The following is a 17,082-nucleotide window of genomic DNA, read 5'->3' as shown; positions in this document are numbered from 1 at the left end:
TGATTATTTAGTTGTTGTCTTCAGTTTCCTAAATGTGTTGCATGGCTTATTCGTCATATAGAATGTAAGTTCAGAACCTTTCATAATCTCTTTATGGGTAATGAATGAGCGTTCAAGGCGTTTCCCGTTTAAGGCTACATGATCAACATATATTCTATCTCCACCAAAGTTAATAGTATTGATAGTAAAATACTTCTCATTTGGTACTTCAATTTGGGCTTTTTCTACATTTGGTGCTCCCAACTGATAGGTTGCGCTTGCCGGATTCATCGGATAGATACCTATAGAACTAAGAATATACCATGCAGACATCTGTCCACAATCCTCATTTCCTGCAATACCATCTGGTGAATTTCGATACATTGTAGTTAATGTTTTGTGCAGCATCTCTTGCGCTTTGTCTGGTCTATTGGCAATATTATAAAGATATATTGTATGATGACCTGGTTCATTCCCATGAGCATACCCACCGATAAGACCTGAAATATCAGGAGATGCATCTTCGCCTGTAATCCCATTTTCTAAACTAAAGAAGGTATCTAATTTCTGAACAAACTTTTTATCACCCCCAAGAAGTGAGACTAGTTTTTTAGGATTCTGGGGAACGAGCCATAGGTATTGCCATGCTGTTCCTTCTGTATAATCGTTTCCACGATGTCTAGATTCTGTTGGTGAAAATGGGGCTACCCAAGTATTATCATCATTTTTACCTCTTAAGAACCCAGTTGAAGCATCGAAGTAATTCACAAAATTATTAGCTCTTTTTGAAAAATATTGATAGTCTTCTTCATATCCCAACTTTCTCGCAACTGCTGCAACAGCCCAATCATCAATACTATATTCTAAGGATTTTGCTACCGCTTCATTCTCTTTATTCGACGGAATATATCCTAGTTTGTTATGATATCCCATTCCTCTCTTGTCGATAAGAGAACTTTTCTTTATTGCTTTATAAGCTTTCTCTCTGTCAAAGTTGCCAATATTTTTCATTATAGCCTCAGCAATCACTGAAATTGCATGGTTTCCAACCATACAACCATTATCATTCCCCTCAAGTTCCCAAATAGGTAGTATTCCTGTCACATCATAATGTGCGAGTAGTGATTTTACCATATCATTAACCTTCTCATCATCAGTAATTGTTAGAAGAGGATGTAAAGCACGATAGGTATCCCATAAAGAGAATACAGTATATTGGTCATATCCTTTTGCCGTTTTAGTCTCTCCGTTGGGTGCTTTATACTGTTCATTGATATCCGAGAATAGGGCAGGAGCAATCATTGTATGATACAATGCAGTATAGAATATTGTGTCAACGGTATTAGATGGTGTTGTAATATCAATTTTTGATAATGCTTTGTTCCATGCTTCATGGGTATACTCTTTTGTTTGATCAAAATTCCAAGAAGCATGGGTGTCGTCCATCATGTTTTCTAGTGCATTTGCAGTACTTACAGAAGATATAGAAACCTTTAGGGTTACTTGATCTTTTGCGAAAGAGAAAACACCTATATTATTATTTGCAGTAGTTTTAATAATCTTTTGTTTATGAATTGGCTCAGAGAATTGGGCAACAAAATAAACCCTCTGGTCTTTTGCCCAGCCAGTTGACCATCTATATCCTGAAATTTGCGTAGGAGAATCTACCATGATCTCTGTTTTGGCTGTTGCATCCCAATTCTTAGAATATCCAAGATTAAAAATGATAGAGTTTATACTGTTGTTTTTTGGAAAAGAATAACGATGCATTCCAACTCTTCTTGTCGTGGTTAACTCTGCAGTGATTCCACTATTCATCTTTACTTTATAATAACCAGGAGATGCATGTTCTTGATTTTTTGTGTATTTCCCAATATAGTTAGAAATAAACTCTCCATTGTTCTCGCCGTCTTTGTATTCAACAGTTTTTGTTGTAGGAAGAACTGAAATATCATAAAGGTCTCCAATACCAGTACCACTAAGATGAAGGTGACTGAAGCCGACGATTGTCGAATCAGAGTTGTGATAGCCCGAACACCAATCCCAACCTTGGGTAACGTTGTCTGGACTTAGTTGGATCTGTCCATATGGAAATGCAGCACCAGGGAAAGTGTGCCCATGTCCTCCTGTTCCAATAAAGACATTTACTTTAGATGCGTAATCTGTTTGCTTTTCAGAAACGCAACTCCAGATTAATAATAGAGATAACGTTGATAGCCATATTTTTTTCATTGTTCCGAAAATTTATTATTCTAATATATTGATATATAGTGAACTCAGTTTGAGTCTAATTTTCAAAAATCATATACTGAAACACAATTTCTAAAAGAGAGAAACTGTGAATATGCTATCTTATTTAATCTATTTTCCTAAGTAATGCAAGATACGATTTTATTTTCATCTTTTTTAAATACGGATGTATCTTACCCTCCATAAATGGGTAATCAAAATAACTCAATATCAACTGATTCATATGATTTTTTACACATCTGTCGCCTCTGAAAACGAACATGTTAGAAAAATAGATCTTTTATCTTGTTGTAAATAAGGGAGGTAAGCTATTTTGTAGATATTTTATTCTATTTGTTTCTGTTTTTTATCTCCTTATCATGATAAAAATTCTGCTATAATTGCTAAACAATGTATTGATTTGAGGTGTTCACATTAATAAAGAATCTTATGCCAAATGACTTTATTTGCCTTTTTTTTGTTGAAATAGGCTTGTATTAAAAAGATGATATTTTGGTAATAGATACTTAAGAATCAAATAAAAAGAAATATCGATATTTGATTGTGGTACAATATTTGTTGTGCTATTAATAGATATCTGCAAGAAACGCAATAGTGATTAAAACAAAAGTGCATACAAACCTCTAAATGATTTATGCTATGGTGATGGATCAAAGAATTACAGGATTAAGGATTAAAGAGGGACGGGAACTTCTCGCAAGAGGGATTCCTTATATAAAGATGAAAGATGTTTTGGAAGCTCTTGGTTTCCAAGAGAAGTTTCTCACGGATGGTGTTGAACTAGCCAATGAAATTCAAGACCTTACTTCTCAAAACGACTTTGTATCTAGAGATCACCAAGAAGCTCGTCATCTTATTCGTCATGATCGAAGATTGGTAGAGATAGAAATTTTACGACTAAAGAGTTTGTTAAAATTAGTTGTAGAGCCAAGTGACTCTCTTTTCCAGGATTTTAAATTAGCGGAGTCCATACCATCCAATCATAGCGGTTTTGTACAGCATGTAAAAGAGGTCATGCATTCTATTTCGAAGAATGAAACGTTACTTCATGTTATTCAATCGAGAGGATTTGGTTCTGATCAATTGCAGAATATTTCAGTTGTATTAGCTCGAATTGAAGAGGGGTTAAATGAATCTGATTCTTTATCTCAATCGATTTCTAAGACAAATAGGCTGGTCGACCTCAAACTTTCAGAACTTATTAAATTAGGTGAGAAAATTGGGATATCTTCTCGTCAAATATTGAATAGTTGCTTTTAATAATATATGTATTATCTAAGATAGAGGTTGGATGAATTCCAACCTTTTTTTATGCGTTATACTTCTTATTGTAACGAACTTCCTGCTGCTTTTAAATTTATACTCATAATATTTTATTATATCTTTGGTGATTATTGAAGTTTATCATTATTCCTCTATTGATTGTATCTATATCTTCTCGAGTAATATGTTGACTTATACTCTTTCTTTTTAAGACATTCTATCCCTTTTATTTAATTGCTATTGAAAAATAATTAAGAATCTTCCGAGCAAACCTATATCATTATGTTATATTTGCTTGGATATTCGCTCATTGAAAAAAATTTCCTAAACTTATGCGAAGAGTTTTACTTCTTTTTGTTGTCTTATTTGTGGGACAGAATCTATTTAGTCAAGAAATAGGTATAGAATTGATTGGAGGGTTTAATGTTGGTGATGCTAATAAAACTTATTCAAAAGGATTGAATTTAAAGTACGGGTTCTCATCCTATTTATCTGCTGTGGTGGGATACTCAAAATGGGATTATAAGCTTAGTGGAGAGTGGTTAACAGAGAAAAAAGATCTTTATCTAAATTACACCATCCAACAGAAAGGTTTCTCTACATGGATACCCTCTTTTGGAGTAGAAGGTTCTCTTCCTTTTTTAGAGAATAAAATTCACTCATTGGGTTTTACTGGGAAAGTGGTTGCCTATCTTGTACCATCGGTGAATAGAGATGTTTATATTCACCAAGAAGGATTTGTACTTAATGATGAGAATCAATCTGATGCAACCGTACAGGTAGATAAAATGCTAACATATAGCTCAGAAGGAACAGGGGCTTTAGGCATTGGCTTTGTTGGTGGACTATACTATCGTTACAAAAAGTTTAGAACAAATCTCACTGTGGAACAAAATAGTGTAGATCTTTTCTATGACTATCAAAGCTTAAAGCTTGATGATAATGTTTTTATGAGTAGTCTTCTGAACTCTCCAGGAATGATTATGTGGTCGATGTCTGCTTCCTACTATTTTAATCTTTAAACAAGAAGAGTTATGTAAGCCCAGATAATATATCTTGCAACTTTACCAAGAAGCATATACAAAGCACATGTTTTAGGTTTTATTTTAAGAAATCCGAGACCTAAAACTATTGCATTCCCAAGTCCTGGTATAAAAGATAATGAGGCACTTATGGGTCCCCATTTCTCAAATCGTTTTTGAGCATTTATGATCTTTTCTTTGCGAATACGGAAATATTTTTCGACCCATGACCACTTACCTATATAACCTGTATAGTATGTTGTTTGACCTCCAATAAAGTTTCCAATAGTGGCAACAATAATAGCAGTATACATATCATAGCCATTAAGAATTAGCGCTGAGAGAACGACCTCTGAACTGAATGGAACAATTGTTCCTGCGAGGAAGGCTGAAATAAAGAGTCCTAGAAGACCTAATGTAGTTAAATCCATATATTTCGCAAAGATATTATATTTACTCATGTTTGTACTATAAGGGATAATTCAAGTATTGTAATTAATATTTGGTTTATGTAGAGGTTAATAGAATGTTCTATCAATTGAAATATTCGTTGTCTGTACTACAAGCTATTATTGTATGGAAGTATCTTATTTAGAAAGAATTTGCTTAACTTTGCACACTAGAAAAAATATAATGATATGGAAGAGTATTCAACTCGACAACAAAAGGTTGGTAGATTAATTCAGAAAGAGTTAGGCGAACATTTTCGCCTAAATGCGACCTCTGTATTTGGTGGACGTATGATCTCTGTCACAGTCGTTCGTATGAGTAAGGACTTGGCAATAGGAAGGTGTTATCTAAGTATTTTCCCTTCAGATAATGTAAAAGAGTATGTCGAAGAGATAAATAATATTTCAAAGAATATTCGTTATAGCTTAGGACAAAAGATAAAGAAGCAAGTTCGTATAATTCCAGAGCTTTCTTTCCATGTAGATGATAGCTTAGACTATGCAGAAAATATTGATAATCTTTTAAAGAGTTAATAGATAATGAAATACGATCCAATAAAGCGTTCGTTAGGAAAGGTGTTTAATAGAACACCTTTTTTGCGTATTATATTCTACAAACTATTAGATCTTCTTCTTCTTCGATCATGGCATATACGTAAAGCATTGCGTAAAGTTGGTCCACTAAATTCAAATCAATCTATCTTAGATGCTGGTTCTGGTTTTGGGCAATATGTATATTGGATGTCAAGATTTTTCAAAAATAGCACTATTCTTGGAGTAGATGTTAAGAGTGAGCAGATCGAAGATTGTAATCGTTTTTTTCAACAGATAAGAGAAGAAGAAAGAGTACAATTTCAGTATGCTGACCTTACAAAATTTGAAGATAAAGACCGCTTCTCTTTAATATTATCCGTTGATGTAATGGAGCATATTGAAGAGGATCAACAAGTATTTCATCACTTCTACCATAGCCTAAAAGATGGGGGAACAATTCTTATCTCTACTCCGAGTGATCAAGGAGGTAGCGATGCCCATGAGCATGATCATGAAGAGGATGCACATGGCTTTATTGATGAACATGTAAGAGATGGTTATGGAATCCAAGATATTACAGAGAAGTTGACAAAAGCTGGTTTTCACTCTATTGATGCCTCTTTTAGTTATGGTAAAGCTGGGAAAATTAGCTGGAAATTGTCTATGAAATATCCGATTTTAATGCTAGGTTTTTCTCAACTACTGTTTGTTTTCCTTCCAATTTATTACCTTGTAGTTTTTCCACTTTGTTTGGTGTTCAATTTTATTGATTTGATAAAAACACATAAAAGTGGATCTGGTTTAATTGTTGTTGCAAAAAAATAAGCTTTGAATCTATCTTTCTATATAGCCAAACGCTATTTGTTTTCTAAGAAGAAAGCGAAAGTTATCAACATTATATCCTTTATCTCGATAATTGGATTGGCAATTGGTACTTTTGCTATGGTTGTGACCATCTCTGTGTTTAATGGTTTTGATACTTTTATACAGTCACGCTTCTCGTCTTTTGATCCTCCGCTTAAAGTCTCGCCCATACAAGGGAAAGTATTCTCGATGGATACTATCGATTTTGCTCAGATACAAAACATTCGTGGTGTGGATGGAATTGCTCGTACCTTAGAAGACAATGCCCTCTTACGTTATGGCAAACACCAGACCATTGCGACTGTAAAGGGGGTAGATTCTCTTTTCTTACAAAAGTCTGGTGTCTCAGGTCGAATGATAGATGGAGTAGCTTCTCTTTATAAATCCAATAGATATGGTGTAATTCTAGGAGGAGAAGTTGCTAGTAATTTACGTGTGGGTTTTAAGTTTGCGAAACCATTGATATGTTATTTTCCTAAGCAAAGTAACCATTTCTCTATTAATATTACCCAAAGTTTTAAGCAACAACTAGCATATCCTATGGGGTGCTTCTCTATTCAGTCGGAGATCGATTCTAAATATGTTCTTGTTCCTCTTGAGATGTCTCAAAAACTTACAAGTAGAAAAAACAATCGAGTTAGTAATCTAGAGATATATGTGAATAAAGGAGCCGATATTGATCGTATCCAATCTGAAGTTAAGGCTATTGTCGGTCCTGATTTCTATGTTAAGAATAGGTATGAACAGCATGACACTTACTTTAAAGTCATGAAAGGGGAGAAGTGGGCTATCTTTCTTATTTTAGCTTTCATTCTTTTTGTTGCCTCTTTTAATCTTATTGGCTCTATTACCATGTTGATGATTGATAAGAAGGAGGATATAAACATTGTAAAGAGTATGGGGGCAAATGAGGAAACCATTAGAAGAATCTTCTTATACGAAGGCTGGATGATTACTACGATTGGAACAGCCGTAGGACTTATTACAGCACTAATCGCTTGTTATATCCAACAAGAGTATGGAATAGTCAAGCTTCAAGGTGCAGGAACATTTATTATTAATGCTTATCCTGTAAGGTTAATTTTTTCCGATGTAGTAATTATATGTTGTACTGTTATTTCTCTTGGAATTATGGCATCATGGGTGCCAATACGATTTCTTAAGTTAGATCAATTGAAGTCAAACAATGATTCATAAAAAATAAAAACGCGATATTTAGTTCTGACCTAAATATCGCGTTATGAATGTACTTTCAACTTTGGAAAGATTACTTTTGAATGTCATAAGTGTACTTTTTATTTCCTGACTTAATTTTAACTGAAATCATATCTCCTTTTTCGATTGAAGCTAAAGAGTAAGCTGTAGAAATTGCATTTTTAGTACCGAAACCATTAGAATGTAGTATGTTGTTATCTACGTCAGTAAATACGATAGAAACTTTATCTTGAGCTGGATTTAAATAACTAACAAATAATTTGTCATTTTTAATAAACAGAACTGGTGCTCCTACTACGTTTTTGCTAATAACTTCTTTATTTGCACTTGTAAGTGAAATAGATGTAATGTCTTTGTCTGCATTCAATTTTGAATCTTTCGCAAATGTGTTGAAAGTAACAGAAAGTAAAATTACTAATAGTGATAAAACTTTTTTCATAACGTTTTTAATTTTGTTTTTGTATCAATTACAACTTTAGTATTGCCACTATTGTGCCAAAAATTGCCGAGTTTTTGTAATATACTGATAGTCAGGCTTAAATAAAATATGATTTTTTTAGATTAATATTAGATTTGTAATTATCTACATAAATGTTGTATTTTAAAATTTATAGTACATTTGTGTAGATAATTTAATCGATTTTATTCTATAGTGTTGGTTGTGAATAACTTATGTGTTACGTGAACAAAAACATGCTATAGAACATGTTTTGTTTTATATCTACAAATCTACATTTATGTAGAATCTAATATGCAACAAGAAAGGGTGCATTCTTATAAAAATGCACCCTTTGTGTCTGTTTTGTAATCTTTTTGTAATCTAAATCGGGGTATTCTTTTTGTTTTTGTAATCCGAAGCTTTAATATTATATTTTGATAGTCGTAAACCGAGCTTCCTTTCTGAAATTTTTAATTGTTCAGAAGTTCTTCTGATACTTCCTTTATTTTCAGTCAGTGCTTTTTGTATTACCTGTTTTTCGATAGAAGAGATTGTCTCCTCTAAACCATCTTTTTTGTGTTCCCCAATATTCTCCTCAATCTGAAGAGTTGTGGGAAGTGAGTAGCTATGAATTACATTATCATGAGCCATGATACAAGCCCTTTCAATCGTATTCTCCAACTCTCTAACGTTACCAGGCCAAGAATACATCATGAGTCTATCCATTGCTCTTTGTGTAATCCTATGGATAGAAGCATTATTTTGTTTGTTGTATTTCTGAATAAAGTGATCTACAAGTAATGGGATATCATTTTTTCTCTCTCTTAATGCAGGAATAAAAAGAGGAAATACATTAATACGGTAGAAAAGATCTTCTCTAAATTCCCCCGTATTCATCAACTCCTCTAAGTTGCGGTTTGTTGCACAAACAAAACGAACATCTGTTTTAAGTGTTTCTGTACCTCCGAGTCTTTCAAATGTTCTCTCTTGAATTACTCGTAGTAATTTGACCTGCGTCGACATCGGAAGGTCTCCAATTTCATCTAAAAATATTGTTCCTCCATCGGCTAGTTCAAAACGACCTTTTCGTCTACTGTCTGCACCGGTAAATGCACCTCTTTCGTGTCCAAATAGTTCTGATTCGATCAAAGCTTCAGGAATGGCAGAGCAGTTTACTTTAATAAAAGGCTTCTCGGCTCTGTCACTAGAGAAGTGGATGGAGTCTGCAATCATCTCTTTACCAATACCACTTTCTCCCCTAATTAATACAGTAGATTGTGTTTTTGCAACCAAAGAAACTTGGTTGAAGACATCCTTCATTTTAGAGCTATTACCAATGATACTAGAGAAGTTTTTTGCTTTACTCGATGTCTGTTTTAGACCAAGGTTCTCGGCTCTTAACTTTTCGATCTCTTCCATTTGGGTTCTTTTGGTTTTCACCGCTTGAACCAACATCGTACCAATAATGGAAAGAAGTCTCTTTTCGCTTTCATAATTGTTTTTAGGGCTAAAACTCATGGTAGTACTCAAGGTTCCTACCACTTGCTCTTCCTGAAATATCGGTACACATATAAAAGTGTCGTTTGCCCCTCTGTTTGTCAATTGATTCATCTTATTGGAGAAGAATTTTGAATCTCCAAGATTTTCAATAACCACGGGGCGAGCAAGTTCTACAACACGACCAATAACCCCTTCACCTACTTTAAACTTTCCTTTGGATTCTTGAGCAGGGCTTAATCCATAAGATTCTCCAACGACAATTTGTGATCTTTGTCTATTCAGAATAGCAAGAAATGAACTATCACTATTGAGGTGAGTACACACCATTTTTAGAATAGGAGAGAGTGTTGATGAAACATCTTGACTTCGTATAAGTGTTTGACTTATATCGAAAAGTAGGTTCATCTCATCGTTAATATTACAAGGTTGGCCTGAGTGGTTACAGATAGTGGTATCTCTTTCCATTGTATTTCATTTAGACTTCAAATTCTAAGAAGCTATTTTTTTTACTTTTTTCAAAACAAAATTATTGAATAGTCCTGGTGCTATTTATATTACTCTGATTTTCATCTCTTTTAATTAAACTGTTTCATAGCATAAAGTGAACAGTATGCACATTATTTTGTTTTATTGAAAAGCAAAATAGAATGGAAAAATCATATCATGCTGATCTTCTTCATCCAAACAATTGTTATGTTTTTTTTGACGATACTTGTATGGTTTGTTCATTCTGGGTACGTTCAATTCTCTTTTATGAGAAATCTCCTATCTTTTATTTTGCAGGACTTTATGACGAAAAGAGTATCTTGTTATTTAAGAAAAGAGATTTTCAACCAACTCAAGATGCTGTGATTGTTTATATTGATGGGAAATGGTACGAGGGAATAAAAGCCATTTTTCAAATTACAAAACGTTGTAGGTATCCACTTTATACTATTTATTGTCTTCGTTTTATACCCTTTTTTATTACAAATTTCATCTATAAGTGTTTCGCTAAATTAAGATGGCGCCCCGGAAAAATGTACTGTCACAAACATAGTAGCATTGACATTAATCGTATATTATGGTAGATTTATGCAAGCGTCAATGTGACTTGATAACCACTGTGGCGTCTGATATTAAATACCCCATGTTCAAAGATTAAGTATTGTCCCTTTATTCCCATAAGAGTTCCTTCTACTTTTGGTGTTTTGTCAAATGTGATACTTTTTACCTTTTCTGGATACGTGTCAACAGGATATTCAAGACTCCTTATTTCATGTTTTGAGACCAAATAACGTTGGAGCTCTTTGGGAAGATATGTTCCAGCTTTTTTTAGTTCTGCTTCCAATTGAGATATACTACCAATATCATTCTTCAGCATTTTCATCCAGGAAGTCTTGTCCGTATAGTGATTTTTTAGAACTATTTCTATCACCCCAGCAATATGTCGATTAGGTGTTTCACAAAGAATAGCAGCAGCAGTTGCTCCTTGATCTATCCATCTTGTTGGTACTTGATGGTGGCGTGTTACACCAACTTTTACCTCACTAGATAGTGCTAAATAGACATAATGAGGGATTAAATCATGTTCAATAGCCCATTTTAAATCTCTTGCTTCTCCCCATTGTGCCCTCGAAAGTTCCGGGTTTATGATACTAGGTTCAGCCATTGGTGAGTTTCTAAAACAGTTATAGCAGAACCCTTGACTAAAAGACTTAGAGGTTTTCTTGCCACAATCAATACAATTTATCACTCCTGTAAACTCTAGTTTGATGGATTGACCGATACATTGGTTTAAATCAATAGTCTCGTTAGATAGGTTGAGTGCATATTGTATAGGAGTGCTCTCTTTTACACTCATCTTTCTCAGATTACCCTTGTATTGCATAGTGGGGAGTTTGAATTGAATAAGAACCCCCCTCTTATTGCTCTAAATAGAGAAGGGTTCCATATATAAATTTTAGAAGAAACGTTTAATACCAATCGTTTCTCTTACTTCTTGAAGTGTCTTTGATGCAGACTCGCGAGCTTTCTCAGCTCCAATCTTAGCAACTTTTGCTAAATAGGCATCGTCTTTCTCGATTTCGATGATTCGTTCACGTATTGGGGCAGTAAATTGAATGATATCCTCTGCAAGTTGTTTCTTTAAATCCCCATAACGAATCTCACATTTGTTGTAAAGGTCATCGAAATGTAATACTGTATCTGGAGTAGAAACCACATTCATCAACTGAAAAAGATTCTGAATCACCTCTGGTTTTTCTTGATTCATCTCTGTTGGTCCTGCATCGGTAACAGCTCTCATCACTTTTTTGTGGATACTTTTAGGATCTTCTACCAATCCAATTGCATTTCCTTCAGATTTACCCATTTTACCCGAACCATCTAATCCAGGGATCTTCACCATACTCTTCCCGTCGAAGGTAAAAGGACGAGGTATTGGGAAAATCTCATTCTTATACATTCTGTTGAAACGCTTTGCAAACTTACGAGCCATCTCAAGGTTTTGTTCCTGATCTTTTCCAACAGGAACGAAATGTGCTTTATGGATAATAATGTCAGATGCCATAAGAACAGGGTAGGTAAGTAATCCTGCATTTACATTATCTGGCTGCTTTCTTGCCTTATCCTTAAAAGAGGTAGTTCTCTCTAACTCTCCAAGATATGCATTCATGTTCATATACATGTATAGTTCCGAGATTTCTGGGACATCACTTTGTATATATAGTGTTGCCTTTTCCGGATCTACCCCACAAGCTAAATATTCAGCCAATACTTGTCGAACATTTTTGTGGAGGTCACCTGGTGTAGGGTGTGTTGTCAAAGAGTGACAATCAGCGATGAAGAAGTTACAGTGAAAGTCTTCTTGCATCTTTACAAAATTCTTTATCGCTCCAAAGTAGTTACCAAGATGGAGATTTCCTGTGGAACGAATTCCACTTACCACAGTAGGTTTCATATATATATTGTTTTTATTTTTCTCGAGTACTATACTTACAAAAGTAACAATTTGTTTTCAATAGTGTTAATAACTTATTACTCTTTATTGGATACAAAGAGTATTGCAAGGTATCCTATCAAATAATGGCTTATTTATATCTATCTTTATTGTGAAATTTCAACAAAAACACACATAAATTAAAATGTGTGAATTACGATTACCATGAGAAAAGAATTAGAAATAGAAGAGAAGTATCGTATCATTGTTCGTTTGGCAAAGATGTTGCATAAGTATGGAACATCCTCTTTTCGTGTTGAAGCATATGTTACAGAGGTCGTTCAACATTGGGGATTAAATTGTGATATCCTTGATTCTCCCACCTCCCTGTCTTTCTCTTTCTCTGATGGGAACCATGATGGAAAGGCTTTGCTAATACGTTCAAAACCAGGAGAAATTAATTTGGGCGCACTTTCAAAAGTGACCAAGTTAATTTATCGTATCCTTGAAGATAAATATGATTTATCAGAAATAACTGAACGGCTGGATGCCATTGAGTCGGAAAAACCTTATTACAGTAATTTTGTTGAGTTCCTATCTTTTGCTTTAGGTTCGGGGGGATTCTCTTTACTCTATGACTCGAATTGGGTCACCTGTTTTATCTCTGTTTTTCTTGGTGGGGTTGTTTACCTATTGTGGAAGTATGCGATGAACCACAACTTCATGATTGGAATGTTTGAAATACTCTCGACTTTTGTATCTGCTGTATTGGCTTGTGTTTTAAGCCTCTACTTTCCAGAGTTGAGTATTCCTATAGCAATACTATCTGCCGTCATTGTTTATGTACCTGGGTTAAGTATTTCATTGGCTTTAGAGGAGCTCTCGAGTAGAGGTCTTCTGGCTGGGACAGCACGTCTGATGGATGCTTTTGTGGTAATGATTAAACTTATTGTAGGGGCTTTAGTCGGAGTTCAGTTGATGGAGAAGTTATTAGAGATACCCCATACTTATACCATAGATCCCGTTACTCCATTAACCAAAGGATTGGCTATTGTGTTACTCTCATTTTGCATTGCTGTTCTCTTTAATGTTCAGAAAAGAGAGGTGATCTTTGGTGTAATTTCTGGTTCTATAGCCTACCTATGCTCCTATATGTTAGGGCAATATATCGGAGAAATCCCGGCTATATTTGTCGCTTCGATGCTTGTCGGTATTTATAGTTGCCTACTTGGAGGTTGGAGAGATGTACCAACATTAGTCTATATTGTACAGGGAATTATCATCATGGTGCCAGGAAGTCGATCTTATATTGGAATTACGGACTTCTATTTTAATCAACCGACTACTCCTTCAGATAATATGGGACAATCGGCACTTTTTATGTTTGCAGCCATTTTAGGAGGTCTGATCATCTCTAACTCTATTTTCACGATGGATAACCTCAAGAGAATACAGCGATTTCGTGATCGTTTTCTACATAGAAGAACTATCTCTTCATAAAAGATATTATCCCCCCTTTTAGGGGCTATCAAGACGCTACTAAAAGGGGATCTTTATTACAATCTGTTCATCTCTTTCCTGTTTACCTGTTTGGTCTTGAAGTCTATATTTCCTCCAAACGAGTAACTTAATGATAACGTAATGCTGCGTATATCATTTGATTTTGAGAAGTTGGTAATGGTGTTATTTTGATACATATCCATTTTATATATCTGTTTGTTCAGGATATCGTTACCAGAAAGCGTAATGTGTAGCTTCTCTTTCATTAGGCTTAAGTTTGCTGCAAAACTCAAGCTAGAACTTCCATACGTTTTTTCACTTTTACCCTCTTTGTCTGTATTACCCCAATAGTTTAGGTTAAAGGAAAGTCCCTTCCATGCAGTATTTACAAATGGCTTAAAGTCGTTGTCTATTCTAAAGTAGCTACTCCAAGTCTCATTGTCTTCAATCGTAAAACGATTGTCTGTATTCGAGGTTACTTGCCATGCAGTAGAGCTGGTTAGGCGACAGGTCCACCATTTAAAATGAAAATTGTAGTTTAGGTTGAAGTAAGCTTTATTCTGTTTATAGTTATTGAAACGATTCCAAACAAACACTTCTCTCTTTTCATCGAAGTGAGAGACTTGGTTATTGAACATACTTCTGTTTTCAATATATCCTATCGATGCAACAAAGTCTTTCAGTCCCAAACGAAGGGAGAAGTTGTCGCTATTCATCGGTTTCAGAAAAGGATTTCCTTGATCAATTAGCTTGCTCCCGACATAATAGGTTGCAGGATTCAGTGCCCAAATCCATGGCCTTGTAAATCTTTTATTAAAAGAAAAGGTGATACTGGTTCCATTCGATGCATTATAACCTATGATAACATTGGGAAAATATCGCATATAGTCATTCGTGTTCACACTATCAATAACTGTCTCTATCGCTTCTGTCTTGGTTTTTTCACCTCGCAATCCAGCCCTTAGGTATAATTTTTTAAATTTCTTTGTTGCCTCAATATACGATGCATAGATAGTTTCGTTGTAGACAAAGTTTGATGATAGACTTTGTGGCTTATCTAATAAAAGAATATCAGCCTCATTGGTGGTACGAAACGCTCCACTAGATTTGCTATCACTATATTTTGCACCAAACGATAATTCGAAGCCATTGTCTCTTTTTATATAGTAGTCTAGTGCAAAGGTTGAGAACTCACTATCCTTTTTTGTCCTACTTAGTTGATCTGCTACGGTGACTGTTTTAGGAGTAATATGGTTGATAAGATTGTTGTCTGTTTTATCCTTCGATCGAACTGTTCCCGATTGAAGTTGTAGTTTATCTCCCTTTGCATTGGTGGTCAAATCTACTTGTGTATAGAGATTGTGCACACTACTTCGATTCTTTTCGTCGTTATTGTATTGATTTTGGTGATCTCTTTGGTATTTATTCTCTTTAAAGATATCGGTTCTTTGGTCTCCTTCTCGAACATTTCCATAGCGGTAATTTGAAAGATTGTATCCAACACTAAGGGAAAGTTTGGGTGAGAAATCATAGTTTGCTTGAGTACGAATACCGTTGATATTATTATCCCGAAACTCTGTTGCATCCTCATTGACCAAGAGATTATTTTGATGCTCTTGTTTTAGAATGGTATTGGTCTGGTACTCTCTTTTTTTTCGACTGATCGAAGTATTCATACTAAATCGATTCTTTTTAAAAGTGATAGAACCATTGCCGCCATAATCCAATCCATGTTCTCTTTTTCGAACATTGGTTGATATATTACCTCCTAAAAAGTCTTCTACCTTTTTCTTCATGACTATATTAAGAACCCCAGCATTCCCACTTGCATCGAACCGCGAAGATGGGTTGTCGATGATCTCAATATCTTTCACGTCTTTGGGATTAATGGAACTTAGGTAGGCAGTTAATGCATCTCCGTCAAGATGAACTTCTTTGTCATTTACACATACAATGACTGTACCTTTTCCAATAATTCCAATTGTTTTGTTGTTGGTGTCTACAATTAATCCAGGAGCTTTAGATAGCAATTCATAGCTGTCGGAACTGGTATTGCTAGCATAGGTATCTTCGACTTTAAATATTACTTTGTCGCTTTTTGAAATGATTCGTGCTCTTTGAGCCACCACATTTACCTCGTCAAGTCCTGCCAATGGTATCATTTTGATTGTTCCTAAATCCATGTTTTGGGATAGATCAACTTTTTCCCATTGTGTTTCGTAGCCTACATAGCTAATTCTCATTAAATAGGATCCTTTATCTAAGTTTATTGTTACCAATCCATCCCTATCTGATACCGTTCCTTCAACAAAGGAGCTGTCTTTCTGAGATAGTATATAAGCATTTGCATTCTCTAAGGGATCCCCATTTTCCATGAGGATATGTGAGGTCAAATGTTGCGAATAAAGAGGTTGTTGAAAGCCCATACTAAGGACTATCAATAGGAAAATTTTTTCTTTCAATTTCATTGTAACGATAGGTTTGTTGTTCAAATAGTTTACTTCAAGGATCCTATTAAAACGATGCTAAAGATATTGTTTAATACGAACAGGCTCTAGATAGATGTTTCGTTCTATTTCGTTTCATATACGAAATATGCTGTCACTATAATTATAATTCCTGTGGTGTGGAGAACTTAGAGTGCACCTTTGAATTCGTTTTTGCAATATCATAGATTCATGTTGGTTTATTTTGCAATGCATACTATTTAAATCCCTCTGAAATTATGACGTAGAACTACCTGAAACGTTACAGTATGTGAATAATATTTTATTTGTGTTGTGTTGATTTGGTGTGTTATACTTTATCTATAATACATATGAATACACAAAAAATAAGAATAAGTTGAGTAATACTTGATGGTATATTTGTTCATCCTTCATGCGAATCTCCTTCATGGTTCATCCACCGAATCGATGGAGAATCGATGGACAAACCATGAACAAACCATGAACAAACCATGAACAAACCATGGACAAAGTGCCTATGAAACCACTATGAAAGATATGGAAACAGGTTAGAAGTTTATTAAAGGGGGGAGGTTAAAGGAAAGATATGATAGAAGAAGGCATGGGGAAGGGGGATATGACGAATTGGTACAAAAAAAAGAGGACATCCAACAATGAATGTCCTCTTTATAATAATATG

The 17,082-nt window shown here is 34.7% G+C and carries 14 protein-coding genes; 7 read left to right on the top strand and 7 right to left on the bottom strand.

The features are described 5' to 3' along the window. Positions 1–3: 3 nt before the first annotated feature. Positions 4–2,211 (bottom strand): GH92 family glycosyl hydrolase, encoded by a 2,208-nt coding sequence (locus tag K4L44_15340; GenBank protein ID QZE13902.1) that lies wholly within the window; start codon positions 2,209–2,211, stop codon positions 4–6. Positions 2,212–2,874: 663 nt separating this feature from the next. On the opposite strand from K4L44_15340, the gene K4L44_15335 reads away from it, so the two are divergent. Both K4L44_15335 and K4L44_15330 read left to right on the top strand, forming a co-directional pair. Then, complete coding sequence (locus K4L44_15335) at positions 2,875–3,489, top strand: hypothetical protein (GenBank protein ID QZE13901.1); 615 nt, start codon at positions 2,875–2,877, stop codon at positions 3,487–3,489. A gap of 335 nt (positions 3,490–3,824) precedes the next feature. Continuing rightward, positions 3,825–4,514 (top strand): hypothetical protein, encoded by a 690-nt coding sequence (locus tag K4L44_15330; protein QZE13900.1) that lies wholly within the window; start codon positions 3,825–3,827, stop codon positions 4,512–4,514. Here the strand turns inward: K4L44_15330 and K4L44_15325 are convergent. After that, entirely contained in the window at positions 4,511–4,975 is a 465-nt protein-coding gene (locus K4L44_15325; GenBank protein QZE13899.1) for a VTT domain-containing protein, read from the bottom strand. The genes K4L44_15330 and K4L44_15325 overlap by 4 nt on opposite strands. Positions 4,976–5,152: 177 nt before the next feature. On the opposite strand from K4L44_15325, the gene rbfA reads away from it, so the two are divergent. The 3 genes from rbfA to K4L44_15310 are packed head-to-tail and all read left to right on the top strand — an operon-like array spanning position 5,153 to position 7,558. Further along, positions 5,153–5,497 (top strand): 30S ribosome-binding factor RbfA, encoded by a 345-nt coding sequence (gene rbfA / locus K4L44_15320; GenBank protein QZE13898.1) that lies wholly within the window; start codon positions 5,153–5,155, stop codon positions 5,495–5,497. 6 nt (positions 5,498–5,503) lie between these two features. Further along, positions 5,504–6,322 (top strand): class I SAM-dependent methyltransferase, encoded by an 819-nt coding sequence (locus K4L44_15315; protein ID QZE13897.1) that lies wholly within the window; start codon positions 5,504–5,506, stop codon positions 6,320–6,322. A gap of 3 nt (positions 6,323–6,325) precedes the next feature. Further along, a complete protein-coding gene (locus K4L44_15310; GenBank protein ID QZE13896.1) occupies positions 6,326–7,558 on the top strand; it encodes an ABC transporter permease in 1,233 nt (410 codons plus the stop codon). 70 nt (positions 7,559–7,628) lie between these two features. Here K4L44_15310 and K4L44_15305 read toward each other — a convergent pair whose 3' ends face one another. Further along, the gene (locus K4L44_15305; GenBank protein QZE13895.1) at positions 7,629–8,015 is read right to left on the bottom strand and encodes a hypothetical protein; all 387 of its coding nucleotides are present in this window, start codon (positions 8,013–8,015) and stop codon (positions 7,629–7,631) included. A 381-nt stretch (positions 8,016–8,396) separates the two neighbouring features. After that, positions 8,397–9,980, bottom strand: a complete 1,584-nt coding sequence (locus tag K4L44_15300; protein ID QZE13894.1) for a sigma 54-interacting transcriptional regulator — start codon at positions 9,978–9,980, stop codon at positions 8,397–8,399. 182 nt (positions 9,981–10,162) lie between these two features. On the opposite strand from K4L44_15300, the gene K4L44_15295 reads away from it, so the two are divergent. Further along, positions 10,163–10,585, top strand: coding sequence for a DCC1-like thiol-disulfide oxidoreductase family protein (locus tag K4L44_15295; protein ID QZE13893.1), 423 nt, complete (start codon positions 10,163–10,165; stop codon positions 10,583–10,585). A 2-nt stretch (positions 10,586–10,587) separates the two neighbouring features. Here the strand turns inward: K4L44_15295 and K4L44_15290 are convergent, their stop codons facing one another. Then, complete coding sequence (locus tag K4L44_15290; protein ID QZE13892.1) at positions 10,588–11,385, bottom strand: DUF2797 domain-containing protein; 798 nt, start codon at positions 11,383–11,385, stop codon at positions 10,588–10,590. 72 nt (positions 11,386–11,457) lie between these two features. Further along, positions 11,458–12,456 carry a tryptophan--tRNA ligase gene (gene trpS, locus K4L44_15285; protein ID QZE13891.1) on the bottom strand — a complete coding sequence of 333 codons (999 nt, stop codon included), beginning with the start codon at positions 12,454–12,456 and terminating at the stop codon, positions 11,458–11,460. A gap of 204 nt (positions 12,457–12,660) precedes the next feature. Here trpS and K4L44_15280 point away from each other — a divergent pair, with 204 nt between their 5' ends. Further along, the gene (locus K4L44_15280) at positions 12,661–13,935 is read left to right on the top strand and encodes a threonine/serine exporter family protein (protein ID QZE13890.1); all 1,275 of its coding nucleotides are present in this window, start codon (positions 12,661–12,663) and stop codon (positions 13,933–13,935) included. Between the two features lie 56 nt (positions 13,936–13,991). On the opposite strand, the gene K4L44_15275 is transcribed toward K4L44_15280, so the two are convergent. Next, a complete protein-coding gene (locus K4L44_15275; protein ID QZE13889.1) occupies positions 13,992–16,403 on the bottom strand; it encodes a TonB-dependent receptor in 2,412 nt (803 codons plus the stop codon). Positions 16,404–17,082: the final 679 nt, after the last annotated feature.

The organism is Prolixibacteraceae bacterium, assembly GCA_019720755.1.
GTDB classification, from domain to species: domain Bacteria; phylum Bacteroidota; class Bacteroidia; order Bacteroidales; family Prolixibacteraceae; genus Halosquirtibacter; species Halosquirtibacter laminarini.
This window is presented reverse-complemented; position numbering and strand designations above follow the sequence as displayed.

Coding starts and splice junctions, on each gene's coding strand:
- K4L44_15295 (QZE13893.1), top strand. CDS start 10,163: ATGGAAAAATCATATCATGCTGATCTTCTTCATCCAAACAATTGTTAT.
- K4L44_15280 (QZE13890.1), top strand. CDS start 12,661: ATGAGAAAAGAATTAGAAATAGAAGAGAAGTATCGTATCATTGTTCGT.
- K4L44_15330 (QZE13900.1), top strand. CDS start 3,825: ATGCGAAGAGTTTTACTTCTTTTTGTTGTCTTATTTGTGGGACAGAAT.
- K4L44_15300 (QZE13894.1), bottom strand. CDS start 9,980: ATGGAAAGAGATACCACTATCTGTAACCACTCAGGCCAACCTTGTAAT.
- rbfA (QZE13898.1), top strand. CDS start 5,153: ATGGAAGAGTATTCAACTCGACAACAAAAGGTTGGTAGATTAATTCAG.
- K4L44_15290 (QZE13892.1), bottom strand. CDS start 11,385: ATGCAATACAAGGGTAATCTGAGAAAGATGAGTGTAAAAGAGAGCACT.
- K4L44_15335 (QZE13901.1), top strand. CDS start 2,875: ATGGATCAAAGAATTACAGGATTAAGGATTAAAGAGGGACGGGAACTT.
- K4L44_15340 (QZE13902.1), bottom strand. CDS start 2,211: ATGAAAAAAATATGGCTATCAACGTTATCTCTATTATTAATCTGGAGT.
- K4L44_15325 (QZE13899.1), bottom strand. CDS start 4,975: ATGAGTAAATATAATATCTTTGCGAAATATATGGATTTAACTACATTA.
- K4L44_15305 (QZE13895.1), bottom strand. CDS start 8,015: ATGAAAAAAGTTTTATCACTATTAGTAATTTTACTTTCTGTTACTTTC.
- K4L44_15275 (QZE13889.1), bottom strand. CDS start 16,403: ATGAAATTGAAAGAAAAAATTTTCCTATTGATAGTCCTTAGTATGGGC.
- K4L44_15315 (QZE13897.1), top strand. CDS start 5,504: ATGAAATACGATCCAATAAAGCGTTCGTTAGGAAAGGTGTTTAATAGA.
- trpS (QZE13891.1), bottom strand. CDS start 12,456: ATGAAACCTACTGTGGTAAGTGGAATTCGTTCCACAGGAAATCTCCAT.